This window comes from Polynucleobacter sp. es-MAR-4 (assembly GCF_018882055.1).
Classification (GTDB): domain Bacteria; phylum Pseudomonadota; class Gammaproteobacteria; order Burkholderiales; family Burkholderiaceae; genus Polynucleobacter.
The window spans coordinates 461,097-487,318 of record NZ_JACVPF010000001.1 but is presented as its reverse complement, the minus strand read 5'-3'; the positions used below and the strand labels follow the sequence as shown (position 1 = coordinate 487,318).

The following is a 26,222-nucleotide window of genomic DNA, read 5'->3' as shown; positions in this document are numbered from 1 at the left end:
AGCCTGTTTTCAGGCGTTATAGGCATGACAGCCAAATGAAGTCGCAATTGTTTTTCTTCCAAATCCACCAAACTACTAATTTGCTTAAATTTTCAGCATTAGACTTTTCTAAACTCAGCATCATGCTTGCGGTTGCCTTATTGGCTGGCTGTGCAACCCAGACTCAGCAGTTGAAGATGAATGAAACTAAGGAGTCGTTCAAGAACGGGGATCTGCAAAATACTGCCGCGGTTATTCAAGGTGCGTTCAAAGATAAAAATACCCTCTACTACATGGAGATGGGTGAAGTGCAGCGCTTACAAGGGCCTGCTCGGATTCCGAATAGTACGCAAAATCTATTAGCTGCAGACCAATTGGTAGATCGTTGGGAGATAACAACCAGCGACAAGCTAAGACGCTCTTTTTCAGGGGTCAGTTCTTATGTTTTATCTGAAGGCTTGAGTAGTGAGTACGAACCCAAGCCTTATGAAATCAGTTTATTAAGTCAAACTTTAGCTTTGAACCATCTTTCTCAAGGTCGATGGGATGACGCCATGGTGGAAGCTAAAAAAATGGCGCAGCGAGAAAAGGTCATTGAAGGGCTGATTCAAAGCAAGGTTTCGGCAGTATCCAAGGTGGAGGGTGAGCAGAAAGCTAACCCAAAGACTCAGGGCGCTACCAGCCGCATTGAAAATATCAGTGGTTATCCCATTAATTTATTAGATGATGAAGAAACGCGTAGCCTCAAGAACTCGTATCAAAATCCGGGGGCTTATTACTTGTCAGGTTTTATTCATGAGTCACAAGGCGAGGCTAGCTTGGCTGCTCCGGGATATCGTCTCGCAATTGAGTTACGTCCACAAGTCAATTTCTTTAAAACCAGTATTGCCAAGTTAGACTCAAATATTGCCAATCGCAGTAAAAAATCATTTGCTGATACCTTGATCGTGATCGATACGGGATACATGCCAAAAATTGTCCCTTATCAAATTAGCCAAACTTTTAATATCGGCGGCAATTCAAAGTTGGTTACCTTAACCTTTCCGGTTATCGAGCCATCGACCGAGCGCTTTAGACCATCATTGATTCAATTAGGTGATAGGGTGGCTAACCCGGAACTGGTTGCGAATATTGATGCGATGGCTCGCAAGAACTTGCGCGATGAAATGCCGGCCTATGTCTTAAGAGCCTCCTCAAGAGCACTTGTATCCCTGGCAGCACAATATGCGGCAGATCAAGCTGCCCAGCAAGCAGCAAATAGAAATAACCAAAATAACCAGAACAACGGTACCGCTGTCCTCATTGGCGCTATTGCAGGAATGATCATGGGATATGGCTTGCAAGCAATTAACGTGACCGATGTACGTCATTGGTCAACCTTGCCTGCACAAACTTATATGGCCAGAATGGGTCTGCCAATTGGGCCCACTGTGCTGAAATACACTTTGCCATCTGGAGTAACAGCGTCTCAGACAGTCAATTTAGTAGGTGGGTATAACGTTGTCTATATTCGTATGTTTAGAAATCGGGCGACAGTACTGACATCAAATGATCCTGCGGCGCTTCCGCCCAAATCAGTAGTTCCTGCACCGGTTGTCGGTAGCTTGAATGAAGTCCCGGCCGCCATCCCTGCGACCGTTTCTTCCTCTATATTGCCGCCATCCCAACCATCAGGAAGCGCTCTTGATGGTCTCAAGAAACTCTGGGGCAGTTTTCAGGATCCAAAACCTGAGGAGCCTGCTCCTACAGCACCACTCCCCGTTACTAATGCGGTAGTTGCCCCCGCTCCAGTCGGAGCTCAGTCTAAATTGCCAGATTCCAGTCCGGCTTCCACTGACAGCCCCGCAAGCAGTAATATAGAAGAGGTAAAGGTGGATGAACAACCCAATCTGCTAAACAGTTTGCAGCAGTTTTTTAAATAGGAAAGACCCCGATGAATAAGTACCTTGCCATTCTGTTAACAGCGCTTGCACTAGCGGCATGTAATTCAACTCCATCCATGAAAGATATGACAGTACGTATGGGTGATACAGATAGCGTTCAAATTACTGATATGCGAAGTCTGGTGCGTAACGGTGTATTGACCGCGCAAGTGACTATTCAGAATGACAGCAAATCCAATCTTGTTTCTTATCGATTTAAGTGGATTGGTAAGAACGGTATGACCGTAACCGATGAAGAGCCATGGAAGCCCGTGACAGTCGGAAAGGGTCAGTCGACCGTTATTATGGGGATAGCCCCAACACCAGATGCTACAGACTTTCGTTTTGAGTTAAATCAATACAAATAAAAAAAGTACATTAGAAGATATTAGGACTTAATAAAATGACTATGAACATGAAAACTATTCAGTTATCCGCCATTGCTTTATCTGCAGCAACTCTAGCTGCATGTTCAGGCCCGCAAGTGCGCTATGGGGATGCGAAGGCTGTTGAGACAGTGAATGCCAATTATGGATCGACTGATCTGCAAATGATTGCCGAGGCAATGACAAGATCATTGCTGCAATCTAAAGCAATCTCTGGTAGCAAGGATGCCCCCATTGTGACTTTGGCAGATGTGAAGAACAAGACATCTGAGTATATTGATACGCGAGTGATTACGGATAAGATCCGCACGCAACTCATGAAGAGTGGCCAAGTGCGATTTGCGGTTAGTGTCTCTGAAATGCAAAATCAAACAGATGAGCTGAAGCGTCAGAACCAGTCAGGCCTCTATAAGAACAGCACAATTGCTAAAACAGGCAATATGCAAGGCGCGCAATATCGTATTGAGGGATCCATTGCTTCTATTGTGAAAAACACCAAGGATGTTAAAGATGTTTACTACGTCTTTAATTTGAATCTCATTAATAATGAATCCGGCCTACTTGAGTGGGCTGATGAAAAAGAGATTCGTAAGACTGCAACGCGCTGATACGCCACACCATACAGTAGAGGATTGAATGTTATTAAGTAAAAAAACCTTATTCGCTTGCACGAGTGTTGGTCTGGTATTTTTGGCTGGCTGCGCTACCAAACCACCCGCTCCAAAAGCGGAATCTGCGATTGTTGGTCAGGTACCTGCTGATCCACCAAAGAATCCAGTCATTAATGCCGAGGCTCTGAAAGCGGATTCGAAGTCGATTGCTGTGACTGATATCTATTTCAAAAGGGAAGGTAAAAACCTAACCTTTATTGAAGAGACTAGAACAACTACTGGCAATAGCATCTCTTCCACGATTGCCCCAAAAACAATTGAGGTGGATGCCGATAAGGCGGATGCTTCTGCGCTTACTGGCGGTGCAAATTCATCTGCGTTTCCTGTGAAGTTCACTAATTTGGCTGATCCAAAGGCGACTAGTCCTGGTGCAGGCGCGCCCCCAGCCCCCGTGGTTGATTCAGCGCCATCAAGTGCTAGCTCTTCGAGTGCCAACACTCAAAGCATGAAGAAGTCTGGTTACCAGGCTAATAATGAGTATGGCGAATTGCGTTACTTGGCAAACCCAATTCGTGGTTTATTAATTAAGTCAGGCTACAAAGTGGTGCAAGCTAAGGCTACCGTAGCTGCGCCTAATCAAGGTGACGAGTTCTTTGATATCGTGAAGCGTATTAAGGCGGGTGATTTCGGTGATGCTGATTATGTGCTGTATGGCGTTTTAGCTGAGGTCTCTACTACAGATAATGTGGCCGATATTCCTGGTACAAAATCGACATCGCAACAGATCACTCTTGAGGTGACAGTGGACTTTAATATTGTCGACACTAAGACATCTCAAATCGTGGCATCATTTGTCGCCTCAGGTGAAGGCAAGGATGTTCAGATCGACGGAAGAGATACCGGTCATAAACCTAGTAATGCAAAGTTAATGAAGTTGGCTTCTTTAGATTTGGCGGAAGATGTTCGCAAGCATTTGGCCGATCAAAACTTTATTACGAATAATCCAGGATCTGCAGGGCAGCAGCGCAATCTAAAGAGACGCTTGGATGATGATGCTTCTACTTTGAAAGTTTACAAGTAAGTAGACAAGCAAAGCAAAGGCGTGACTAAGGCCTTTCATTAAACCTCGACCGGCGGATGCGTTTTCTCAAAGCGCGCCGCCGTTTTTCTAAAGAGGTAGAGCAAGAGCAGGGCGGCTAATCCCAGGCTCATACTGTTGCCAGCCCAAAAGCCATTTGCGCCCTGTAAAAACTCTGGCGTATTGCCAAATACATTAAAGCCCATCAAGTAGCCGCCACCCAGGCCGACGCCCCAGAGTGAACCGGCATAGATGACCATAGGCCAAAAGGCAATACGATACGCCCTCAGAATAAATGCTGCAGTAATCTGCAAGGCATCAAACACTTGATAAAAAGCAATAAACAAAAAGAGCGGGATGGAAAATACTTTCACCTCTTCTGGTGGGTCATATAGATCTAGCAGCTGCACTCTAAAAATCCATACTGCAATACCAATCGAAACACACAAGGTGGTTGTAAAGAAAACGGATGACCAGCCAATCTCTTCGGCACGTTCTTGCTTATTGGCCCCAATCGATTGAGAAACTAGCGTCATGGTTGCAATGGATAGGGACAGGGGAACCATATAGATTACTGTTCCCATATTGGCCACAATTTGATGTCCGGCTAAGGCGGTAGTCCCTAGACGCGCGATGAAGAGTGACATAAACGTAAACGAGGTCACTTCAATCAAGTAGCTAAAGCCAATCGGTGCACCTAATTTCAAAAGAGTCCAGATGCGATGCCAGTCGGGCCAGCTAAACCGGGCAAAGATCTTAAATGGTTTGTAAAAGCCATCAAAGAGCACAAAGCCAAGGGTGATGATGAGCCAAAACCAATTGATGATGACAGTAGCTACTGCACAGCCAGGGCCACCCATACCTTCAATGCCTAAGCCACCATAGATGAATAACAGATTGAGCGGTAGCTTTAAGCCTAAGCCAATCAGTTGCACTACGGTGATAACTGCTGGCCTAGAAACGGCGTTATGCAGAGCCATGAGCACGCGCATTGCCATGCTTGCCGGTAGGCCAATGGCAAGAATATTGAGATATAGCTTGGCTTTGCCTTCAATGTCTGGTGTGACTTGAGAGATTTGTAGAAGGTAATCCGCATTGAGCAGAATGGCGCCGCCCAATACAGTTAAACCTAAGGCTAGCCAAGTGGCTTGACGCACCTCTTCACCAATCTCGCCAAAACGCTTGGCGCCAAACAGTTGCCCAGCAATTGGGGCAAGGGCGGAGACTACACCAGTGAGGCCAACATAGATGCTAATAAAGATAGCTGACGCCATCGCCAGTGCCGCTAGGTCATCGGCAGAGTACCGTGCCGTCATGGCGGTATCCAGTACGCCGAAAGTAATGACAGCGAGCTGACCAATCAGTAAAGGGCCAGCTAGTTTTAGTAGAGAGGGGATATCCTCGCGCAAACGCGATAATTTAAAGTGCAACACGTTTTATTCTTTGCCGGCGGGAGTAATTTGATAGAGGCGCAAGCGCTCATCGCGGTCAGATGCGCGGCGATCTTCCCAAAGTAATTCAATTTTCTTTTTGTTGAGGCTAGCGTATGCCTTGGCCTCTGAAGAGCTGTGAGTCAGCATGAGATTGCAACTCGGGTCATCACGCAAAGGGAGTTTGGTGAAGTAGCTAAATGAAGCTAACTGTGCGGGGCCAAGATTGCTGGTATCAATGCATCCAGGTGTATTGGCGATAACTTGTACCAGTCGATCGGATACATAGCGATAGGTCTTTGCGTAATTAATCGTCGGCAACCATAAGGTCATCAATAAGACCCACATTAATGTGGTGCCGGAGGCGGAGATGATGAGGCAGCGCCAAATTTCTTTTGGAGCGCGAGAAGTTCTCCAGCGCACAATCGCCAACCAAACGCCGGTAATGATGAGGGCAATCACAAAGCCAATGTAATCAAACTGCGCCTGAAAGCCTGGCAAGATTCGCGCCAAATTGGCGGCGGTCGTTTCTGGGAAGCCAGTGACCTTAGCGAGCCAAATAATCCAAATAGCCAAAGCGATCATGGTGAAGCTAAACATCGCAAACCAATCGATGAAGCTAATCAGGCTACGCTTGAGAATCGGTAGGCTAAATGCGGCAATGATTGATAGGCTTGGAATCAAAATGATGAGGTCATGTTCGTTTGCCTCTAAGCGGAACAGAACATAAATCAGGCAGCCAATAAATAAACTGAGTGGTATGCAAAGATGGGGAGCGCGCCATTGACCTGCTTCTTTAACTCGTCCCCAGTGAGCGAGGGAGATGATGGCTAATGGCCAAACGGGCCAGGCATAAGCCCAAAAGTTGACGCTTAAAAATCCAAGTGACTCAATTGATGGTGTGGCGCGCATTTCTGGCATATTGCGCCAGCCTTCTTCAGCGATGTGGCGCCACTCGGGAGTGAGGTTACCTAAATACCAAAGCGCAGGCCAAATTGCAAAACCAATCAAGCCTAAAACCGTGCTGGTTAAAGTCCAACGAAACCGTAGCTTAGCGTTGCTTGCAATGACGGCGATGATGGTGGAGCTCACAATGATTAAGCTGAGTGTGAGATTGCTTGAGAGGGCGACGATGGCAATGCCAAGACCAGTCCATAAGCCGCCTTGCCATGGCTTATCTAAGCCACGTACTGTGCCGTACAAGACAATGCTAATACCCATGAGTTGCGCCATCATTGGCGTAGTCTCATGTGCGCGCTGTGCAAGACCGACGCAGGCTAAGAAAATTAACAGCGCACCATCGGCTAAAGTCATGCCGTAGTTTTTGCGGCCAGGCTGACCACCAACCGCTAGGACCATCGGCTGGACTTCTGGGCGACGCCCCAATAGATAGGTCGCATACCAAATAGCTAGAGCAGCAGCAAAGAAACAGATTGCTGCGTAAAGTCGTGCGGCATTTGCCATGCCAATCAACGGACCAAATAGATCCATCAGTGTGGCACCTAGCCAATAGGGAAAGGGTGCACCAAGAGAAACATCGCGTCCCGCAAGATGCGGAACAATCCAGTCAAGTGCTTTACCGCTCTGTAGGGCCCACATACCACCAAATCCGATTGCATCTTCATTCTTCCAGGGATCGCGCGCAAAGAGGCCGGCAAAACCATAGACCAAAGTCAACGCAAAAATAATGATGCGTGGAATCGAGGTGGTGGCGGCGGCGGTGAGTTTGACCATATAAAACTAGCAATAAAAAAGGCAGCAAACGCTGCCTTGATTATCTCGCAGGGGAGGGTGAGTAGTAATTACCCAGCCCCTTTGGAGAGTAAGCCTATTACTTCTTCTTAGCTGGCTTTTCAGCAGCTTTAGCTTCTGCAGCAGCAGCTTTTTTCTCAGCTGTTTTAGCAGCGCCATCACCGGAAGCTTTAGCAACAGCTTTAGTACCGAATTTCTGACGGAATTTCTCAACACGACCAGCAGTATCCATAATCTTCTGGGTGCCAGTGTAGAAAGGGTGTGACTCAGATGAAGTCTCGATCTTGGCTAATGGATATTCATTGCCATCTTCCCACTTGATTGTCTCTTTAGTAGACATAGTGGAGCGAGTCTTGAAGCTGAAGTTATTAGAAACGTCTACAAAGACGATTTCACGATATTCGGGGTGAATGCCAGGTTTCATTATTAAGTCCTATTAGCAGGCAGCCGTTTAAGTCCAAAGACCCAAATACTTACCCAGTTAAATGCAAATTATTAAAGCGGTAAAAGCGAAATTATGCCATGAAATCAACAACAAAGCCCACTTTTACCGACTCTGAGAGCCTAAATTAGCCACCCTTACGCATTAAATCGAAGAATTCACCGTTATTTTTGGTGGATTTGAGCTTATCAACGATAAAGTTCATCGCCTCAATATCGTCCATATCGGCCAATAATTTACGTAAAACCCAGATTTTCTGGAGGTTTTCAGCTTTAACCAGCAACTCTTCGCGGCGGGTGCCAGACTTGTTGAGGTTGATCGATGGGTAAACACGACGCTCAGCAAGGCGACGCTCAAGGTGAACTTCCATATTGCCGGTACCTTTGAACTCTTCGTAGATGAGGTCATCCATACGGCTACCAGTTTCAATCAAGGCAGTAGCGATGATGGTGAGTGAGCCACCTTCTTCAACGTTACGTGCAGCACCGAAGAAACGTTTTGGACGTTGTAATGCGTTTGCATCCACACCGCCGGAGAGTACCTTTCCAGATGAAGGGATGACGGTGTTGTAAGCACGAGCAAGGCGGGTAATCGAGTCAAGCAAGATGATGACGTCTTTTTTCATCTCAACTAAACGCTTAGCCTTTTCAATCACCATTTCGGCAACTTGAACGTGACGCACAGCTGGCTCATCAAATGTAGAGGCAACTACTTCACCACGAACAGACCGCTGCATTTCAGTAACTTCTTCAGGACGCTCATCCACCAGCAATACGATCAAGATTGCATCTGGATTGTTCGCAGAAATCGCATGAGCGATGTGCTGCATCATCACAGTCTTACCGGATTTAGGTGAAGACACGATCAAGCCACGCTGGCCATAGCCAATTGGGGAGATCATGTCGATGATGCGGCCCGTTAAATTCTCTTCAGCTTTGATGTCACGCTCTAATTGAACAACGCGATTTGGGTGCAAAGGCGTTAAGTTCTCGAACATGATGCGGTTCTTTAAAGCCTCAGGAGGCAAGCCGTTGATCTTGTCTACCTTAACCAATGCAAAGTAACGCTCGCCATCTTTAGGGGTACGAACCTCGCCCTCAACGCTGTCACCAGTGTGCAGGTTAAAGCGGCGGATCTGCGCAGGGGAGATATAGATATCGTCCGGAGATGCCATATAAGAGGCATCTGGGGAGCGCAAGAAACCAAAGCCGTCAGGCAATACTTCCAAAGTGCCGTCGCCGAAAACAGATTCACCTTCTTTAGCGCGCTTTTTCAGGATGGCAAACATCAACTCTTGTTTGCGCATACGTTGCGTATTTTCAATCTCTAGGCTAGCTGCCATTTCAAGCAGGGCGGATACGTGGAGTACTTTGAGTTCAGATAATTGCATGTGGTTCTCGGGTGTAGATAAGGATGTAGATGTGTTTTGGGATATCGCTGTCTAGATGGACATCAGACAGATTGGAAAAACAGAATTTGGGAGTATTTGCTAAATGAAGGGGGGGAAATTGCTAGAAATCGGGGCACTGAAAGTGCGTTGAAATAGATACTACACTAAAAACTGCTGAAAACCACAGGCTCACCCAGTGAACCTGTGATCTAAGACTATTTACAGATGACTATCAATAAACGCAGTCAACTGGGATTTAGCCAAAGCGCCTACTTTTTGAGCAGCAACAGTGCCGTTCTTAAAGAGGATCAATGTAGGGATGCCGCGAATATTGAACTGGGCAGGAACGCCTTGGTTCTCGTCCACGTTCATCTTAGCGATTTGGATCTTGTCACCGTATTCGCCAGCCAGCTCTTCAAGGATAGGGCCGATCATCTTGCAAGGACCACACCACTCAGCCCAGAAGTCGAGGAGAACAGGTTTATCGGACTTGAGAACGTCTTGCTCGAAAGAAGCGTCAGTTACATATTTGATGCCGGCACTCATGAAAATTCCTTAATTAGTCTATTTAGTTTTATATAGTTATTGCGCTACAACGCTTATATTAGCAATAAGCCACACTTTCTGCCTAAATACTAAAAAACCAGCCCCAGAACCACCCTCAATGCCGCACCCATTTCCAATCCTGAATGATCAAAAGCAGCCACATGCTTGGGCAATAGCACCTAGTGCCAGTGCTCTGAAGTCGCTCGCCGAGGGTATTTGGAGTTGTGCGGTGCAAACGAACCAGCGCCCCTTGGTGGTGCTGAGTACGGCAGGCCCATTAATGGGGGTGAGAGCCGCCCTAGAAAAGTACCGTCCAAGCAATCTGCCAAATCAGATTACTTTCCTGCCGCAAGTCATGAGTTTTAATGATTGGCTGGAAGCAGCACCAGGCGCATGGAAGTTTCCTAAGAAACAAGCCGATCTAGAGCGTTGGTTGTCTGTATATGCAACTCTGCGCAAACACAAACAATTGCAAGCTTGGTTTAAAGCAGAAACCGAAGCAGGGTCATGGGGTTTGGCACAAGCCATCATTGCGGCCTGCGATACCTTATCCAATTCCATAGCACCCAGTCTTCAGCAAGAGCTGCATCAGCTGATTAGCAATCAAGAAGAAGTATCCACTCAAAATACCCAATCTTGGATTGAGACCCTTGAACCATTATTGGATCGCACTATTGGTCAGGCATATCCAGCGCTAGCTAGAAAAGTAGTGGATCAAGAAGCGCAAGTGCTACTGACATTTTGGAGATACATCACCAGTCCAAGCAATCCTGCTTTCAGAAAACAATTTGCTATGGCCGCCCATCTCGAGGCTGCCAAAAAAACTTCACAAGCAAGCACAAGACCTTTGATTTGGGTAGAGACTGCAGACCCAACTCCGATTGAGAAGCAGCTTATCCAAGGATATTTAGCGGACTATGCACAGTACGCCCCAGCAGTTGAAGTAACGATGAACTGGGACTCAGTTGCACTCTGGGCGGAAGCATTAAGCCCTCAGATGCCCGAAGAGAAAAAGCTGCAGGCAATTCAAAGCAATATCGATTACGCGAATCCAGAGCATTGGCATTTGACTGCCGCTAAACGATTTGAAGAGTTAGCATGGGCAACAGCTAAAACCATTGAGCAACAATTAATAGAGGGCAAAACTAATATCGCCCTAGTAGCGCAAGACCGTCTCGTTGCCAGAAGGGCACGTGCATTGCTGGCACGTCTAGGCCCATCCCTCAAGATTCAAGATGAAACGGGTTGGAAGTTATCCACCACCAGAGCGGCAGCGGCACTCAATAGTTGGTTAGAGTTATTGCGTGCACCGCCAGAGGGTCCGAGTGCTGCTGACCTATTGGAGTTTTTGCAAAATCCATTTTTAGATCTTGGAAAGTGCCTTAGTTCCAGCATTGTGCGTGACGCAGAATCTTTAAATGGATTAGTGGCAGAGCTCGAAGATATTTTGATTGCTAGCCAGGCTAAATCTGGCTGGGAAACTTTTCATATGGCGATTGAGGCATCGGTTTCTCACGGTTCAGCTGCACCCAATCCGCTGCTACTAGAGCTTCTACAAAACATTCGTGGACGATTGAATCGCTGGCGCGGAATCAAAATTAACTGCGCTGTTGCTCATCAATACCTGATGGATGATCTGATTCAAATGGGAATGACCCAGGGTTTAGAAAAAGATTCCGCTGGCAAACAATTGATTGAGCTCTTGGAAACATTTGATTTTGATGCAGAGCATCAGCAAATAGCGATGCGCCTCAATGAGTGGTTGAGTTTATTAAAGACGGTGATTGAAGAATCTTCTTATGAAGAGAAGGGCATAAGCGCAGAAGCTACTTTGAGCATCTTGCCATTGAGCTCCACCCGCTTTAGAGAATTTGAATCTGTAGTCATGGTAGGTTGTGATGAGCAGCAACTCCCTGCATTTTCTGAGCCACCATTATTTTTCTCGGATGCTTTAAATCGACTCTTAGGTGGATCTAGTATTGAGGCTCAATTTATTCAGCAGGCACGAGATTTATCTCAGCTACTCATCTCATTTCCTAGTGTTAATCTCCTTTGGCAAAGCAAGAGCAAGAGTGGGGAGCCACTAAGGCCATCCGCCTGGATTCAGAGACTCCAGATAGATTTACCGGAATGGCAAGTACAAAATGCCACTAATCTATTTGCACCTCGCAGTGGTATAGCAGCCCCATCACAGATGGCTACCGCAACATTGGATTCAGATTTACCAATGCCAGTCTCGATGAGTCCGAGTGCTTACAAAGCATTACGTGACTGTCCATATCGCTACTATGTGCGCAGTCTGCTGGGTCTACGGAAACTCAAAGGCTTTGAAGAGGGCTTTGATGCCTCGCTGGCTGGTCAAACTTTGCACAAGATCTTGCGCAATTTCTATCACGCTATGAAAAGCGAGGCGCAAAAATCCTCCTCGCCAATTAATACCGATCCAGAATTACGTCGTACTTGGATGCGGGAACAGTTAACACTGATCTCTGAGCAGGTCTTCAAGCGTTTAATTGAGGGTGACGCCAGAGTCTTGGGAGTTTTGAGAGATTGGCAAAAGCAAATCCCGAGTTTTATTCAGTGGCAGTTGGATCGTGAGAGTCAAGGTTGGCAGTTCTACGACGCTGAAGTAAAGGTCGGCTTTGATCTGCCATTCACTGATGTAGATGGCAATGAGCGTCATATTCGTATTGAGGGCTATGCGGACCGCTTTGATGTAAGCGTTCATGACCCTAAGGCTGCATCAGTGATTGACTATAAAAATCAGAGCCTCACTAAAGTTGAGTGGCGCTCTGAAGTGGTGTTGGATGATCCACAGCTATTAATCTATGCCAGAGCTTCTAATGAGAGCAAGAAAATCCCCGGGCGCGCAGTCAATGCAGCCGAGTGGGTTGCTTTAAAGGCCGACGTAAAAAAAGGTGGGGATGAGGCTGAGCGTTCTGTAGTCATTTCAGAAATGCCAGAACTCATGCAAGAATTTTCTGAGCAAATTACTGAAGATGTGGAATCACTTTGGTCCGGAAAGCCTCTCAAAGCATTTGCACCTGATAGCGTTTGCCAGTATTGCGAAGCTAGGGGTATTTGCAGAAAGGGGATGTGTTGAGTAAGTCTACGTTCCCAGTTGATATTGCTTGCGATCCCAATCGTTCAGTCATCGTATCCGCTTGTGCGGGTAGCGGTAAGACTTGGCTATTAGTCACCCGAATGGTTCGCCTCCTGTTGGCGGGAGCAAAGCCTCAAGAAATCCTCGCACTCACTTTTACTCGTAAAGCGGCTCAAGAGATGCGTGATCGTCTTTATCGCCTGCTAGAGGAGTTTTCTCAATCGAGTGAGGAACAACTTATTGGGCATTTAACTGAGCGCGGTCTGAGTGCTGATGAAGCTAAGGCATTGCTGCCTACTGCCAAATCCCTCTATGCCAAAGTTCTCGCAAACCCACAAGGCATTGTGATTGATACCTTCCATGGCTGGTTTGGCAGACTCTTAGGTGCAGCGCCAATTTCAGCTGGCATACAGCCGGGCTTTAGCTTGCGAGAAGACGCGAAGCGATTGCAGGAAGAGTGTCTAGATGATTGGTGGGGTAATTTGCCTGACGGTATCCAAGTGCACTACGACACCTTGCTAAAGGCGCTGGGTGCAAGTGAAACCCAGAAGTTCCTGATGAGCAATTACAGTCTCTTCAAACAAAGAGGCGCTTGGGTATTTTTCTCGCAAGCATGTAAAGCTCATGGCACTACACCCATCGAGAAACTCAAAGCAGATTTGCCCAGACTGAAGATCGATAATCCGCTCAACTTGGTTTGGGATGCCATCAACGCTAAGGCAGATTTGGAGTTTCTACATCGCTGCTTTAGTAATAGTAGCGCCACAGAAATGGCCTATGCGCCGATTATTCAAACCGCCATCAATCTCAAGGCTAGTGGTGGTGATGTGATGGAGATGGCTTCCGCACTGCAGTCAGTATTTTTGACTCAAGACGACAGCAATCGCACCTCGAATGACAAAGCCGCAGGCGACCTCAAGAAATATCTCAAAAAAGAGGGTGAGCAAGATCGCGAGCTAGAGCATGTGACTTATAAGCAAGCTTGGGCAACAGCATTCCTAGAATTTGTTGCCTGGAAAAAGGAGCAAGAAGCCTACGCCCTGAATGAAGCCTGGTTCGCAATGAGTGCCGCAATGTTGGATCACGTAAATACGACTAAAGAGTCTATGCGTGTGCGGGACTTTGATGATCTGGAGATTGGTGTCAGTCAACTAATGGCAGATTCTGCTAATGCGGCCTATTTACAGTCTCGACTGGATGCGAAGTACAAACATATTCTGGTGGATGAGTTCCAGGACACCAATCCCTTGCAGTGGCAGATTCTGCGAGCATGGCTAGAAGGTTATGGTCAGGATGAATCTAAGCCTACCGTCTTTATCGTAGGGGATCCTAAGCAATCGATTTACCGATTCCGTCGGGCTGATCCGAGATTATTTAATGATGCGCAGGCTTTTTTAGTAAAAGAAATGAACGCGGCCTCATTAAATCAGAACACCACCCGCCGCAATGCTCTAAAAATTAACGAAGCAGTAAATCAGATCTTTGGCACTGAGCAATTGCCGCAGGCATATCCATTTACCGCGCAAAATACTTTGTGGAAAGCGCCGGCAGGAAGTGCTGCTAATACGCAATACTCAAATGAGGGTGAAGCCTATTTATTGCCTTTAGTGAAATACGAAGCTGAAGAGTTGGAGCAAAGAGCCGGCAACGCCTTTGAAGAGGCGATTGTGGATGCGCGACAAACTGCTGATGTCACTCAGCGCTACGTTGAGGGACAGCAGGTCAGCGCATTGATCCAGTACCTCATCGAGACGCGCCCTGTAGCCGATCGTATCAATGGTAAAGAAGTCTGGCGCAAGGCTAGAGAGAGTGATTTCTTATTATTGGTTAAACGCCGCAAGTATCTTCCGCAATTTGAGCGCGCCCTGCGTGAGGCGGGTTTAGCATTCGAGAGTTCAAGACTGGGTGGATTGCTCAATACTCTAGAAGTTGATGATCTCATTGCGCTCTTAACGGTCTTGGTAACGCCGCGCCATGATTTACCACTCGCGCAGGTGTTAAGAAGCCCGATCTTTGCATTTACCGAAAGCCAAATGCAGGCTCTCAGCAAATCAATGGCATCGAATCAATACCGCTCTTGGTGGGATGCATTGCAAGATAGTCCCGATGTAAGTCTGATGCAGGCGGCACGTTATTTGGAGCATTGGCGCATGCTAGGTGAGCGCTTGCCAGTGCATGACTTGCTCGATCGCATTTATCAAGAAAGTGATTTGCGCATTAAATACGCAAGCGCTTCCCAAGAGATTGCCCGCGCACAAGTCTTAGCAAACCTCGATGCCTTCCTGGAGTTGGCACTGAATCAAGATGGTGGCCGTTACCCAAGTCTGGGTCGCTTTATTGAGGAGATCAATACTATCCGCCGTGGCGACGATGATGAAACTCCAGATGAGGGTGATGTTGAGGCGGAGGTGGATCTCGTTGAGCTCGATGAAGAGAGTGAGTTATCTGAGGAAGATAAGCATAAGCGAGTACGCATGATGACGATTCATGGAGCAAAAGGCTTGGAGTCGCCATTTGTCATCATGTTGGACGCTAACCATACTGAAGGCAAGGCAGATCATCGCGGCGTCTTATTGGATTGGCCGCCCGAGAACGAAAGCCCTAGTCATTTGTCAATGTATACCTCGGCCACCTTAACCAATCCGCGTAGAGAAGTGCGTGAACGTGAGCTACTGATTGGTAAGAACGAGAACTGGAATCTGCTCTACGTAGCAATGACTAGAGCAAAGCAGGGGCTTTGGATTAGTGGTGTGGCAAAAGCACCCACCGCAAAAAATCCTACAGGTCTAGATGAGAAGTCTTGGTATGGCAGGGCAATGCTAGGTCAGTTAGCCACCCTCGAAGATCAATTCACACCACCAACCAACATAAGCCCAGCACCAACAAGCCAAAAGCCAAATAATCCGACGGGTTTCATGATGGATGACTTTGAGCTTTCCTGGGGTGCCGCTAAGGTGAGTCACGAGCAGCAGCTTAAAGATATTGAAAGCGGTATGACTCTCGAAGTCTTTCAGGGCGATGACAGTGCACCCGATAACTCCAAAATATTGGAAGAGGGCGTGCACTTTCATCGTTTACTCGAGCATCTCGCCCATCAAACTGGTGCAACAAGTCCTGAACCGATGAGTGCGGATCAAATAGCCCGCTGGCTTGGTATTGGTCATGAGTTGGCAAGCAAAGCATTGGACCAGGCAAACACCGTTCTGAATACCCAAGAACTCCAGCCATACCTCACAGCAAATCAGTGGGTGCAGGCCTGGAATGAGATTGATGTTGTGAGCCTAGATGGCAGAAGCTTCCGCTTGGATCGCCTAGTGGAGTTTGATGATCACTTGGCTATTCTTGATTACAAGCTCACCATCCCTGAAGCGGGTAGCGAGGCGCATAGTAAATACCGTGCGCAACTCAATAACTACAAACAAGAGCTAACCAGAATACGTCCGGACAAGCCTGCTAAGGCGTATTTAATCTCCGCCAAGGGTGAGCTCAAGGAAATGAGCTAGTCTACAAACCCCTTGAAATCCCCCTAAAAGACCCTATATATGTAGGGAATAGCAATAATCCCCAAACTAGGGATAATGAAATTCACACGAAACATCCTACAAGGAGTCATGATGACAATTCGTAAAGTAATTCATTTATTCGTTGGCGTATTCGCAGCGGCGGTACTGCTAACTAGCAATGCGGCATTTGCTGAGGCAACTTTGCCTGAGGTATATCAAGCCGTGCAATCTGGGCAAATGGCTAAAGCCGATGCCATGATGAAAGAGGTTCTGCAAAACCACCCTAATAGCGCCAAAGCGCACTACGTAGCTTCTGAGCTTTACCTTAAAGAGGGTAAGTTAGAAGCGGCGCGTAATCATTTCATCAAAGCGCAAAACTTAGCCCCTGGTTTGCCATTTGCTCAACCTGAGTCTGTGCAAAAGCTCCAAGTGCAATTAGCAAGCGGCGCAGGTATTCCTGCTGCTGGCCAGACATCTATTTTTAGCAATCCAATTTTTTGGGGTTTGATTGCCATCTTGGTAATTGGTGTCATGATCGTGATGAAGCGTCGTAAGGCTGAAGCAGTGCAGGTCTACAACGCACCAAGTGCTGGTTATCCTGGAACTCCAGGTGGCCCAGCTGGCTATCCCGGTGGTCCTGGCGGCCCCGGTACTCCTGGGTATCCTGGTGCCCCAGCTGGCGGCATGGGTAGCGGCTTGATGAGCAGTCTTGCAACTGGTGCCGCATTGGGTGCCGGTATGTATGCTGGTCAAGCATTGGCAAGCAACCTCATGGGTGGTCACGATAATGGCCATTCCAACGCCGGCTCCAACCCTAACTTAAATCAAGTTGGTGGCCCAGCGTCTTTAGATCCAAACTTTGGTGTACGTGATGCCAGCTCTTGGGATGATGGTGGCGCAAGCTCGTGGGATGACAGCGGTGGTGGCGACTTTATGAGTGATGTTTAATCCACTCTCAATCTAGTATTCATATAAGAAAGTATTTATGGCAATTTCCATGTACCAAGCATCGGTTCCTCAGTTAAAGAAAATGCTGGTTAATCTGACCACCATTTTGACGAAGGCTGAAGAGCATGCAGCCGCAAAAGGAATCGATGGCAAGGTCTTGGTAGAGGCGCGCTTGTTTCCAGATATGTTCCCTTTGGCCAAGCAGGTGCAAATTGCTTGTGATCAAGTGAAGTTTGGTTTGGCACGCTTGGCTAGTGTTGAAGCGCCTAAATTTGACGATACCGAAAGCACGCTTGCGCAATTAAAAGAACGCATCGCTAAAACGATTGCCTTTATGGATAGCATTAAGCCTGAGCAGATCGATGGCACAGAAGCCAAAGAGATTAAGTTCTCGATTAAAGAATGGAGCTTTGAATTCGTAGGTGAGCAATATGTACTCACTTGGATCATTCCAAACTTCTACTTCCACGTTACAACCACGTACAACATCTTGCGTCACAACGGTGTTGAGCTTGGTAAAGCGGATTACCTCGGCTAATGGAGCGAGTAATCGAGATTATCGAAGTAGGGCATGCCTGGCTGTATCGGGCAAGTATCTATACCTCGAATGCATTCTTAGATGATCCAGCCATTCTGGCATTTGCTTTTTGCTAGAAACCCACTAGCTACTCCCGCTACATTAGCCACCTGCGGGTGGTTTTTTATTGCCTAATATTTAGGCAAATAGCTCAAAAGCAACAAAAAGAGCGTCATTTTTAAGGTTTTTGCATATACTGTATAAACATACAGTATATTAATACCTATGACGACTCAGATGACCTCCCAAAAAGTGACCTTAAGCCAGGCCCCACAAGCCTTAGCTGCTCATGGCACCTATGAGTTCAAGCTTCTGAGTCACCGTATTTCAGCAGGATTTCCGAGTCCAGCGGCGGATTATGCGGAGGAAGGACTCGACCTAAACAGCTACCTCGTTCAAAACAAGCCGGCCACCTTCATGTTCACCGTAAAGGGTGATTCGATGATGGGCGCGGGTATTTGTGACGGTGACAAGGTGGTGGTCGATAAGGCCCTCAAGCCAAAACATAAAGACATAGTGGTTGCCGTAGTGGACGACGAGTACACCATCAAGCGCTTGTATCAATTGCGCGGCAAAACTGAGCTCCAGCCAGAGAACCCAAATTACGAGCCCATTACCTTTAACGAGAACAGCGAACTCCAAATCTGGGGTGTAGTCGTTGGGGTGGTTCGTAAGTACAGCCACGCAAGCAGCAGAAACGGGAGGTCCGCATGAACCAGGCTGGTCAAACCAATCAACTCTTCGCACTCGTGGATGTGAACAATTTCTACGTATCTTGCGAGCGGGTGTTTGCTCCTAAGTTGGAAGATGTGCCAATGGTAGTGCTATCCAATAACGATGGCTGTGCAGTAGCGCGTAGCGCTGAAGTCAAAGCGCTGGGCGTGAAGATGGGTACACCCTGGTTTCAGATGAAAGATCTGGCTAAGCAACATGGCATCCAAGCTTATTCATCAAACTACACCTTGTATGGTGATATGAGCGGCAGGGTAGTAGAAGTCTTAAGAAAGTTCACACCCAATTTAGAGGTCTACAGTATTGATGAGAGCTTTCTGCAAATCGAGACCGTACTCAAGCAATATGCTGACCCAACCAGCTTAGGTCAAATCATTAAGCAAGATGTGAAAGACACGACAGGCTTGCCTGTATGCGTTGGTATTGGTGCTAGCAAGACACTCGCTAAATTAGCTAATCACTTAGCCAAAAAGAATCCCCAGTTTGCTGGCGTGTGTGACATCAGCTCCATGTCCAAAGAAGCGCTTTATCAATGGATGGCAGAGACAGCGGTAGGTGAGGTATGGGGCATTGGTGGCAAGACTGCCAAGAAACTCAAAGAGCTCAAGATCAATAGCGTATTTGATTTGGTGCAAATATCACCACAAGCCATGCGTCAACAGTTTGGTGTTGTGGTTGAGCGTATTTGCTACGAGTTGCGTGGCGTATCTTGCCTGCAGCTCGAAGAAGTGGCTCCAGCTAAACAGCAGATTATCTCTTCAAGAAGTTTTGGTAAGCCGGTGACCTCCATGGAAGAGTTAGCTGAATCTGTTGCTACCCATGCCGCAAGAGGTGCTGAGAAACTCAGAAGCCAAAAGTCAGTCACGGGCGCGCTCACTATTTTTGTGCAAACCAATCCACATAAGCCATTTGAGCCACAACATCACCAAAGCATTACGGTAGTGCTGAGCGATCCAAGCGATAACACCCTAACCCTCACTAGCGCTGCATTGAAAGGCTTAAAGCAAATCTACAAGACAGGCTTTAAGTACAAGAAGGCGGGCGTCATTCTCAATCTCTTGGCTGACAAACCCACCATGCAGCAATCTTTATTTGATGACATGGAGGTCAAAGGTAAGTCTGCTGGATTGATGAAAGCCATGGACTCCATCAACAGTCGCTTTGGTAATGCCGCCATCAAAACTGCAGCATCTGGAACTAAGCAAGACTGGCAAATGAGATCAGGCAATAGATCACCGAACTACACCACGCAGTGGGATGAGTTACCCGTAGCGCGATAAAAAATTAATCAACCAATCAAGTAACAAGTAAGCAAAAAGTAAATAAGGAGAAATTAAATGGAACTATTAAATAACTTCAACGGCATCTCACTCGCAGTCATCATGGTTTTGTCTTACTGCGCAGTGCTGAAAAACACCAAGCGTAATGAGTCTAGCAATAATCAAGTATTTAGCCGCAAGTACCAATAAGCAGTAGCTGCCTGGAAGGGGAATAAGGAAATCACGGATTCCTTATTCCCTAGTAAAGGCAATTATTTTGCTTCAAGAGCTTTACGCAAGAACTCCGATACATTGTCTTGGCGTAGCATCCACTGCTTATAGTCAGATGGAACCATGCTGATCAACTCACCTTTGTGTTTACCAAAAGGCATAACCGTTGGAATGCGAGCTTTCCCAGAAATTTCCCATAAAGCATCTAAAGAAGATGGCTTAAGCTTCTCAATGATCTGTCCAAGAATCTTGGAGCAGATCCATACATCAGCTAACGCGCTATGCGCATCACGTAATTGTTCTCTAGCAGTAGCTCTTTCGAAGTAATAGAGTAGGGCACTTTGAGTATGACTATCAAGATCAGGCCAAAGACTACGAGCTAATGCAAGGGTGCAAATACGTTTCACATCAGGCTTACCAATAGCCTCCCAGTCAAAATCAACGCTATGACCAATGATGTATTTAGTGCCACCAGGCAATCTAAATGAAGTGCTAGCAGGGCAGTTAACCAACTCCTCATCCATGATGTGGTGAGTAGCTAAAGCGCCCAAGCTAATTGGCTTGCCAGGGTTGTAACGCTGGACCCAAGGATTGCCAACTGCTAGAGGATTGATGGAGGTGACGTCTAAAGATGCGGCCTCAATAATGACGGCATTGTTCTTATCGGTTGCTTCTACATCGAAAATAATGGCTTGGGGCATGGGCTTCTTTAGTAAAAGATATTTGAGAGACTATTGTGCCTTGAGTTTGGATTGCCTCTGCCAAAAATCGTATTTAATAAAACTTAAACCGCTTTCATTTCAAACTTAATCATCTTGCCAAGTGCAGATGCAGCGCTTGTTAGTGTCAGCAGCGTGAGGCTAGTATCCGATTCATCAAGTAAACGATTGAGGGCTGCCCGGCTGGTATGCATTTTCTTGGCCATCAAGGTCTTGGTAAGCTTTTGCTTAATCATTTCTTGTTCAATTTGCCAGGCGATGACTCTTTTGACTGCCACTGCACTGGAGTGGTCAAAGATCGATTCTTCTTTTAAGAAATCATCAAAGTTACTGCCAATGTGTTTTTTCTTCATGAGTGCCTCCTTAATTTCTTCACCCTATCTTTTGCCAGATCTAAATCAGACTTCAAGGTTTTCTGCTGCTTTTTGATAAACCCGTGAATCAATACTATTGAGCTCTTATCTAGTACAAACAACACTCTGGCGATGCTCTTGCTAAGGTTCACCCGAACCTCCCAAATGCCCCCATCAAGATGCTTTACCAAGGGCATCCCTAATGGCCATCCAAATTGAACAGTCTTGATATCTTCCCCAATACGTTTCTTATCAAAAGCACTCAAGGACTTCAGCCACTCCCTAACTGGTTCATTTCCTTGTTCTGTTGCATAAAAATTAACTTCTAGGATGGGATTTCTCATCCAAGTAGCGTACCAATTATGGTACGTATCTTACATCATCTTTTACTGAAAAGATTGTAGGAAGGTACGTAATTTAGAAAAAACAGCTCAGTTGGTTAGAGCGGGGGACTCATAAGAAAGAAGCCCTAGGGGTCTTGTAACAAAGACCTCAATAGTTTCAAGAGGTTAGTGGTGAATTAGGCGGTATAAATTCACTACGCACCGCTTACACACCGGAGCTTTTTTCATGGTGTGTAGTAAATGCGGTTTTAGTGTGGTTTTGAAGCAGTTAAGTAGTACAAAACTGCATGTAAAGATTAACGGGCCTATAGCTCAGTTGGTTAGAGCAGAGGACTCATAATCCTTTGGTCCCAGGTTCAAGTCCTGGTGGGCCCACCAGAAATGAAAATACCAACCTTCGGGTTGGTATTTTTTTTGAAGCAAATAAAGCTCATAATCACCCAATGAGCACTAACTTTAGTTTTACCAAAAATCAAAAATTAATTATTGAAAAACTTAATTCCTTAAATGTGGAATATTTGGTTATTGGTGGACTGGCTGTAAAGAATTATTACTCAAAAAGAAAGCCTAAAGATCTAGATATATTGTTGCCATGTAATTTGATTAACTCTCTACAGGTAGCTTTAATATTCAGAGCGATGAGGATGAATGAAGATCCTCATAAGGGGTGGGAAGAGGTACTAGTTACACCGGGCGTGAGATTAGCGTGCCCCAATGAGTTCAATGTAGAAGTTGATATCCTAACTTCTATTGATGGAATAGATTTTCAATCTTGCTACAGTAGATCAAATCAAATAAATATGAATGGACTGAATTTTAAGATTCCTTCAATCCTAGACCTTATCCATATGAAAAACATTTCACTTCAGTCGGGTAATTCCGTTGAAGCGCACGAGAAAGATCGGCAAGATATTTTAATTCTTACCAAATTGGTTTCGAGCGTTACTTAAAGTAACGCTCACCCCCTTCCGTAATTCCCAATACTCTTTCACAGCTAGCCATACTTTCTTTTGGCTAAACTACTCGAATGAGTGCCAAAGAAAAATCCTTAGATCAGATTCTCCAGGAATCCAGGGAGATTCACGCTTGGACTATTTCAAGCTTAGATGACATACCCTTTCCAGTGAATAAAAGGCTGCTACTTTCTATTGCAGCTTTTGATGTTGTTTTAGACCACTTCACGGGAATCACGGCTTTAATTGAAAAGCGGGTATACGGAGCTGCATTTGCTTTAGTGCGACCATTGTTTGAAACTTTTGTTCGAGCTGTTTGGCTAAAAGATTGTGGAACAGATCAGGATCTCCTTCTATTTGAGCGTGATGAGTTTTCTAGAAGCTGTGGTCAGGCTTTAAAGGAGATTGAGCAATTAGAGTCCTTTAAAAGTGGAGCGCTATCAAATCTAAAAAGGCAAGCTTGGTCAGCAATGAGTAGCTATACCCATGGAGGGTTTCAGCAGATTGCTAGAAGGGTTAAAGGTAAGACTATTAACCCCAATTACACTGATGAAGAAATTATTGAGGTTTTAAGGCTTTCGCAAGCATTTGCCTTGATGGCTTTTATACAGATTGTTTTAGTGGCCAATAGAAGGGACTTGGAGCAGCTGGCAATTCAAAAGCTTTATCAGACGGACTTATTTCGGAGGTAATCTCCCTAGTGGTCTTCACTGGGCCCCAACTAGTTGGAGGATGGGCTTAAATCCTATATCCTTTTATATATAGCAATTATAAGAATAGTAAAAAATATGGAAAATTTAGCCCTTCAAAAAACTCTCGCTGGACCATGGAGAAGATTTTTTGCACGAAATTTCGACTTGTATCTTGAAATAATGATTCTGGCAATGATTTTGAATCCAATACTTTCAAAATACTCGGCAGGCTATACATCAATCTTAAATATGCCAAATAATGATTATGTGATGGGAATGATCTATGTGCCTATCGCATTATTTGTTGATGCAATCATTTGTAAGATATTTGGTAACTCACTTGGTAAGCACCTTTTAAATCTTAAGGTTGAAAAAATAAAAGGTGATATGGATGCGAGAGATTGGTTCCGTCGGACCCTGGGACTTTGGGTTAGGGGTTATGGATTAGCATTTCCATTAGTCTCACTCTTTACTTTTTGGAATCAGTATTCGAGGGTCAAAGACCGAAAGCAAACGAGTTACGATGAAAAAATAGATTGCCAAGTTTATGCAACCCCACTCTCAAAAGGGCGGATGATATTGGCAGTAGTTGCTATTGTCACCATGTATGCAGTTGTAATTGGTTTATCTGCAGTTGGAAAGCAGGACGAACAGCAAATTAGTAAAGCTGTTAGTGCTCCTCCGTACGTTTGGCAGAATCCGTATACAAAAATCGATGCATCAATAAGCGCAATTTGGAAGTATTCTGCAACTAAAAATTCAGATCAGCAGTCTATATATACTTTTACAGAGGTTACTCAACATGCTGTAGCTATATTAGGTCTTGAAAGTGCAGATATAACCCTTAATAACTATGCAAATGCATTTATGTCCGCCTCTAAAAAGACGATGAAGTTTGATGATGGCGGGAAGTATTCAACCAAGGATGGATTTGAGTCTTGGGATGCATATGGAGCTATGACTGATTTTCCAGATTCCAGATTGCATGTGGCAGTTCGCAAGGAGGGGCCTAATTTTTGGCGTGTGGTGACAATTCAAGATAAGCCATATGCATATACGGATGCCGAAGTAGAAAAATTAAGTAATGAGCTCTGGAAAACTACAACCGCAATAGCTAAAAAATAAAGGATTGGTATATGTGGATTGGTTTTGGGCTAATTTTTATCGGGTTTGTAATGTTGTACATATCAACCAAAGATCGCTGGAATTGGGGTAGATTTGGATCGTTGGCATGGAAGGTTATTGCAGCCCTGATAGTCATACCACTTATTATTTTGATGATTGTTTTGGCTAATGACAAGCTTGAGTCTAATGCTCGAAAAAATAAAGAAATTGAAGATGCAAAGCCTAAAGCACTTATTGGTTGGTATGGGGTCGAAGTAGGTGAAAAATTGGCTGATGTGAAGTTTAAGATTGCAACGAAAAAAATGGATGCTTCGAAAATCACCAATAGTCCAGAGGTTGATGTATATGCAATTGCTGGGGATGGCCAAGGATTTGGCCAAAACTTTATAGAGGTTGATTCAACAGTTAGTAAAGTTGAGGCAATATTCCACGTGTGTAAGTATGATGGGTCGACTGACTATGCTTCGCTTAATGGGGTTGCGTGTGGTTCTAGTGGCGATTCTATTGTTGATCGTTACGGATTATCTAAAACTAAAATATTATGTGGCACCTCAAAAGAGCTTGATGCTGCCGTAGTTCGTTACTACTTCTTGCCTGATTTCAATATCTATTACACAGTTGTACGAAATAAGGTCACAGATATGTCGATATTGAGAGCTGCATTTTTCAATAAAGAATATGCTTCTCTGAAGCCATGTGATCAAATTGTTGGAAAGTAGTCGGGAATCATTTTGTTCGATCTGTGGAAATTAGCTACCTATGGCTACGGTAATGCCCCCTGACATATGTACCATCTTTTCTATAGTACCCGTCAACCGGAACCGTCTTAGGTAGATCCGTAACGTTGCTGATATCACCATAGCAAGATCCATTTTCAGCGCATGGACCTATGTTTTGTATCGGTGCAGAAGGTGCGTAAGTCGTTGAATTATTTTGAGCTGAAGGTTGGGGACTTGAATAAGTCTGGTTTTGATTAACTCTTGGTTGATGCGATAGCGCTAAATTGCTTGAGTTCCCATCAAGCAATGATTTATTGCAGTACCCGATACCACTAATGCAATTATTATAATTTCTCTTCAGCTCACTTTTGTGAACTGCCTCAGCTTGAGTCTCGGTAAGGTTGGGCTTACTGCAAAATCCTATGCCGCTTATGCAACTATTGTAGTTACGGTGAAGCTCATTTTTTTTCACCGTTTCAAGTTCATTGACGCTTAATAAATTGCGGTCGCAATAGCCAATTCCAGAGCTGCAGTTATTGAGGTTTCGTCTTATTTGATTGGACTTAACAGTTTGAGCTTCTTTATCTGTTAATTGAGAGGCATTGCAAAATCCAATGCCGGTTGCGCAGTTGTTGTAGTTTCTTTGAATTTCACCTCGAGAAACCGCTTCCAACTGTGGGGCTGTAAGTTCAGTTTTATTGCAGAATCCTATGCCACTTAAACAATTGTTATAGTTGCGCCGAAATTCGCTTTGGCGAACTTGCTCGAGTTGAGTTTGTCCATAGCTATTTGAGCTACAAGCCAGCAAGAAAAGGATCGCCCCATAACTGGCGAGCATTTTTTTGATTTTTGAATTCATATACGAATATTACTACTGCCTGCCCACAAACTCACCATATTCCCCCCATTCACCACCACTCTTAGCCACACTTTCTTTTGGCTAAATTGACCTTGATAATTCAGCCAACTTGGTTGCTCTAGCCTAGTGTAAGAAGCTAAAGTATGTGTATGGCAATTAAAAAAGAAAGTACACATCAACTCATACACCGTAACCTAACCCTCTATCAACGCGAGCATAGTGCCGTATGGCAATGTCGCTATAAGGTGGATAACAAGTGGATACGGGCTATTACCAAAGAGACTCAGTTTGATTTGGTCGCTAATATGTCCAATCAATACTTGCTGAGGCAATGACTCGTCCTATTCCTACACTGAAATCATCCCCAATCCCTGTCATTTGGCATTGCTAAGCTCTACGCTGAATCTTTCTGACTACCGGGGGATTGGGAATGCACCTAGCTATTGAATGTAGACATAAGCAACAACGATTGTTTAGATTGGTAATGGATTCCCGGGTAGTCCTGGTTTTGCTGATTATTTGGATGATTTGGGGAATCATTAGGGTCTTAAAGATCCTGTAATTGAGCT

General features: G+C 45.4%; 25 protein-coding genes and 1 tRNA gene. 17 read left to right on the top strand and 9 right to left on the bottom strand.

The window, feature by feature from the left end; translation table 11 throughout:
- The first annotated feature begins 80 nt into the window (after nucleotides 1-80).
- Genes ICN16_RS02395 through ICN16_RS02380 form a run of 4 tightly spaced genes read left to right on the top strand, consistent with a single transcriptional unit; the run spans nucleotide 81 to nucleotide 3,979 of the window.
- On the top strand, nucleotides 81-1,901 hold the full coding sequence (locus tag ICN16_RS02395; protein ID WP_255533566.1) for a COG3014 family protein: 1,821 nt from the start codon (nucleotides 81-83) through the stop codon (nucleotides 1,899-1,901).
- Nucleotides 1,902-1,912: 11 nt separating this feature from the next.
- Nucleotides 1,913-2,269, top strand: coding sequence for a YcfL family protein (locus ICN16_RS02390; RefSeq protein ID WP_216133551.1), 357 nt, complete (start codon nucleotides 1,913-1,915; stop codon nucleotides 2,267-2,269).
- Between the two features lie 35 nt (nucleotides 2,270-2,304).
- The gene (gene lpoB, locus ICN16_RS02385) at nucleotides 2,305-2,895 is read left to right on the top strand and encodes a penicillin-binding protein activator LpoB (RefSeq protein WP_216133549.1); all 591 of its coding nucleotides are present in this window, start codon (nucleotides 2,305-2,307) and stop codon (nucleotides 2,893-2,895) included.
- A gap of 28 nt (nucleotides 2,896-2,923) precedes the next feature.
- Nucleotides 2,924-3,979: a hypothetical protein gene (locus ICN16_RS02380; RefSeq protein WP_216133547.1), complete on the top strand. Its 1,056-nt coding sequence runs from the start codon at nucleotides 2,924-2,926 to the stop codon at nucleotides 3,977-3,979.
- A gap of 38 nt (nucleotides 3,980-4,017) precedes the next feature.
- On the opposite strand, the gene ICN16_RS02375 is transcribed toward ICN16_RS02380, so the two are convergent.
- From ICN16_RS02375 to trxA, 5 genes are all read right to left on the bottom strand, one after another.
- A complete protein-coding gene (locus ICN16_RS02375; RefSeq protein WP_216133545.1) occupies nucleotides 4,018-5,409 on the bottom strand; it encodes an MATE family efflux transporter in 1,392 nt (463 codons plus the stop codon).
- A 3-nt stretch (nucleotides 5,410-5,412) separates the two neighbouring features.
- Nucleotides 5,413-7,140, bottom strand: a complete 1,728-nt coding sequence (locus tag ICN16_RS02370) for a glycosyltransferase family 39 protein (RefSeq protein WP_216133537.1) — start codon at nucleotides 7,138-7,140, stop codon at nucleotides 5,413-5,415.
- Between the two features lie 97 nt (nucleotides 7,141-7,237).
- Nucleotides 7,238-7,582: a type B 50S ribosomal protein L31 gene (locus ICN16_RS02365; RefSeq protein ID WP_216133535.1), complete on the bottom strand. Its 345-nt coding sequence runs from the start codon at nucleotides 7,580-7,582 to the stop codon at nucleotides 7,238-7,240.
- Between the two features lie 145 nt (nucleotides 7,583-7,727).
- Nucleotides 7,728-8,990 carry a transcription termination factor Rho gene (gene rho / locus ICN16_RS02360; protein WP_015421283.1) on the bottom strand — a complete coding sequence of 421 codons (1,263 nt, stop codon included), beginning with the start codon at nucleotides 8,988-8,990 and terminating at the stop codon, nucleotides 7,728-7,730.
- Between the two features lie 219 nt (nucleotides 8,991-9,209).
- Nucleotides 9,210-9,536, bottom strand: coding sequence for a thioredoxin TrxA (trxA, locus tag ICN16_RS02355; RefSeq protein ID WP_062309025.1), 327 nt, complete (start codon nucleotides 9,534-9,536; stop codon nucleotides 9,210-9,212).
- A gap of 118 nt (nucleotides 9,537-9,654) precedes the next feature.
- Between trxA and ICN16_RS02350 the strand changes: the two genes are divergently transcribed.
- The 7 genes from ICN16_RS02350 to ICN16_RS09845 all read left to right on the top strand — a co-directional run bounded on the left by ICN16_RS02350 (nucleotide 9,655) and on the right by ICN16_RS09845 (nucleotide 19,868).
- Nucleotides 9,655-12,639 carry a PD-(D/E)XK nuclease family protein gene (locus ICN16_RS02350; RefSeq protein WP_216133532.1) on the top strand — a complete coding sequence of 995 codons (2,985 nt, stop codon included), beginning with the start codon at nucleotides 9,655-9,657 and terminating at the stop codon, nucleotides 12,637-12,639.
- Nucleotides 12,636-16,142, top strand: a complete 3,507-nt coding sequence (locus ICN16_RS02345) for an exodeoxyribonuclease V subunit beta (RefSeq protein ID WP_255533565.1) — start codon at nucleotides 12,636-12,638, stop codon at nucleotides 16,140-16,142. The genes ICN16_RS02350 and ICN16_RS02345 overlap by 4 nt, the downstream gene beginning before the upstream one ends.
- Nucleotides 16,143-16,250: 108 nt before the next feature.
- Nucleotides 16,251-17,090: a tetratricopeptide repeat protein gene (locus tag ICN16_RS02340; protein WP_255533564.1), complete on the top strand. Its 840-nt coding sequence runs from the start codon at nucleotides 16,251-16,253 to the stop codon at nucleotides 17,088-17,090.
- Nucleotides 17,091-17,127: 37 nt separating this feature from the next.
- Nucleotides 17,128-17,628 (top strand): DUF1993 family protein, encoded by a 501-nt coding sequence (locus ICN16_RS02335; protein ID WP_216133530.1) that lies wholly within the window; start codon nucleotides 17,128-17,130, stop codon nucleotides 17,626-17,628.
- A 264-nt stretch (nucleotides 17,629-17,892) separates the two neighbouring features.
- Nucleotides 17,893-18,381, top strand: a complete 489-nt coding sequence (locus tag ICN16_RS02330; protein WP_216133528.1) for a LexA family transcriptional regulator — start codon at nucleotides 17,893-17,895, stop codon at nucleotides 18,379-18,381.
- Nucleotides 18,378-19,679 (top strand): Y-family DNA polymerase, encoded by a 1,302-nt coding sequence (locus ICN16_RS02325; protein WP_216133526.1) that lies wholly within the window; start codon nucleotides 18,378-18,380, stop codon nucleotides 19,677-19,679. The genes ICN16_RS02330 and ICN16_RS02325 overlap by 4 nt, the downstream gene beginning before the upstream one ends.
- A 57-nt stretch (nucleotides 19,680-19,736) precedes the next feature.
- Nucleotides 19,737-19,868: a hypothetical protein gene (locus tag ICN16_RS09845; RefSeq protein ID WP_255533563.1), complete on the top strand. Its 132-nt coding sequence runs from the start codon at nucleotides 19,737-19,739 to the stop codon at nucleotides 19,866-19,868.
- Between the two features lie 62 nt (nucleotides 19,869-19,930).
- On the opposite strand, the gene ICN16_RS02320 is transcribed toward ICN16_RS09845, so the two are convergent.
- The 3 genes from ICN16_RS02320 to ICN16_RS02310 all read right to left on the bottom strand — a co-directional run bounded on the left by ICN16_RS02320 (nucleotide 19,931) and on the right by ICN16_RS02310 (nucleotide 21,305).
- Nucleotides 19,931-20,590 (bottom strand): putative quorum-sensing-regulated virulence factor, encoded by a 660-nt coding sequence (locus tag ICN16_RS02320; protein ID WP_216133524.1) that lies wholly within the window; start codon nucleotides 20,588-20,590, stop codon nucleotides 19,931-19,933.
- An 83-nt stretch (nucleotides 20,591-20,673) separates the two neighbouring features.
- Nucleotides 20,674-20,961, bottom strand: coding sequence for an XRE family transcriptional regulator (locus ICN16_RS02315; RefSeq protein ID WP_216133522.1), 288 nt, complete (start codon nucleotides 20,959-20,961; stop codon nucleotides 20,674-20,676).
- Nucleotides 20,958-21,305, bottom strand: coding sequence for a type II toxin-antitoxin system RelE/ParE family toxin (locus ICN16_RS02310; protein WP_216133520.1), 348 nt, complete (start codon nucleotides 21,303-21,305; stop codon nucleotides 20,958-20,960). Before ICN16_RS02310 ends, ICN16_RS02315 begins: the two co-directional genes overlap by 4 nt.
- Nucleotides 21,306-21,606: 301 nt before the next feature.
- On the opposite strand from ICN16_RS02310, the gene ICN16_RS02305 reads away from it, so the two are divergent.
- The 5 genes from ICN16_RS02305 to ICN16_RS02285 all read left to right on the top strand — a co-directional run bounded on the left by ICN16_RS02305 (nucleotide 21,607) and on the right by ICN16_RS02285 (nucleotide 24,794).
- A tRNA-Ile gene (locus tag ICN16_RS02305) sits at nucleotides 21,607-21,683 on the top strand.
- 65 nt (nucleotides 21,684-21,748) lie between these two features.
- Nucleotides 21,749-22,255, top strand: coding sequence for a hypothetical protein (locus ICN16_RS02300; RefSeq protein WP_216133518.1), 507 nt, complete (start codon nucleotides 21,749-21,751; stop codon nucleotides 22,253-22,255).
- 77 nt (nucleotides 22,256-22,332) lie between these two features.
- Nucleotides 22,333-22,950, top strand: a complete 618-nt coding sequence (locus tag ICN16_RS02295; protein WP_216133511.1) for a hypothetical protein — start codon at nucleotides 22,333-22,335, stop codon at nucleotides 22,948-22,950.
- A gap of 96 nt (nucleotides 22,951-23,046) precedes the next feature.
- Nucleotides 23,047-24,075 (top strand): RDD family protein, encoded by a 1,029-nt coding sequence (locus tag ICN16_RS02290; RefSeq protein ID WP_216133510.1) that lies wholly within the window; start codon nucleotides 23,047-23,049, stop codon nucleotides 24,073-24,075.
- Nucleotides 24,076-24,086: 11 nt separating this feature from the next.
- Nucleotides 24,087-24,794 carry a hypothetical protein gene (locus tag ICN16_RS02285; protein ID WP_216133508.1) on the top strand — a complete coding sequence of 236 codons (708 nt, stop codon included), beginning with the start codon at nucleotides 24,087-24,089 and terminating at the stop codon, nucleotides 24,792-24,794.
- Nucleotides 24,795-24,828: 34 nt separating this feature from the next.
- Here ICN16_RS02285 and ICN16_RS02280 read toward each other — a convergent pair whose 3' ends face one another.
- Nucleotides 24,829-25,653, bottom strand: a complete 825-nt coding sequence (locus ICN16_RS02280; RefSeq protein WP_216133506.1) for a hypothetical protein — start codon at nucleotides 25,651-25,653, stop codon at nucleotides 24,829-24,831.
- A 149-nt stretch (nucleotides 25,654-25,802) separates the two neighbouring features.
- Here ICN16_RS02280 and ICN16_RS02275 point away from each other — a divergent pair, with 149 nt between their 5' ends.
- Nucleotides 25,803-25,988, top strand: a complete 186-nt coding sequence (locus ICN16_RS02275; RefSeq protein WP_216133504.1) for a hypothetical protein — start codon at nucleotides 25,803-25,805, stop codon at nucleotides 25,986-25,988.
- Nucleotides 25,989-26,222 lie beyond the last annotated feature (234 nt).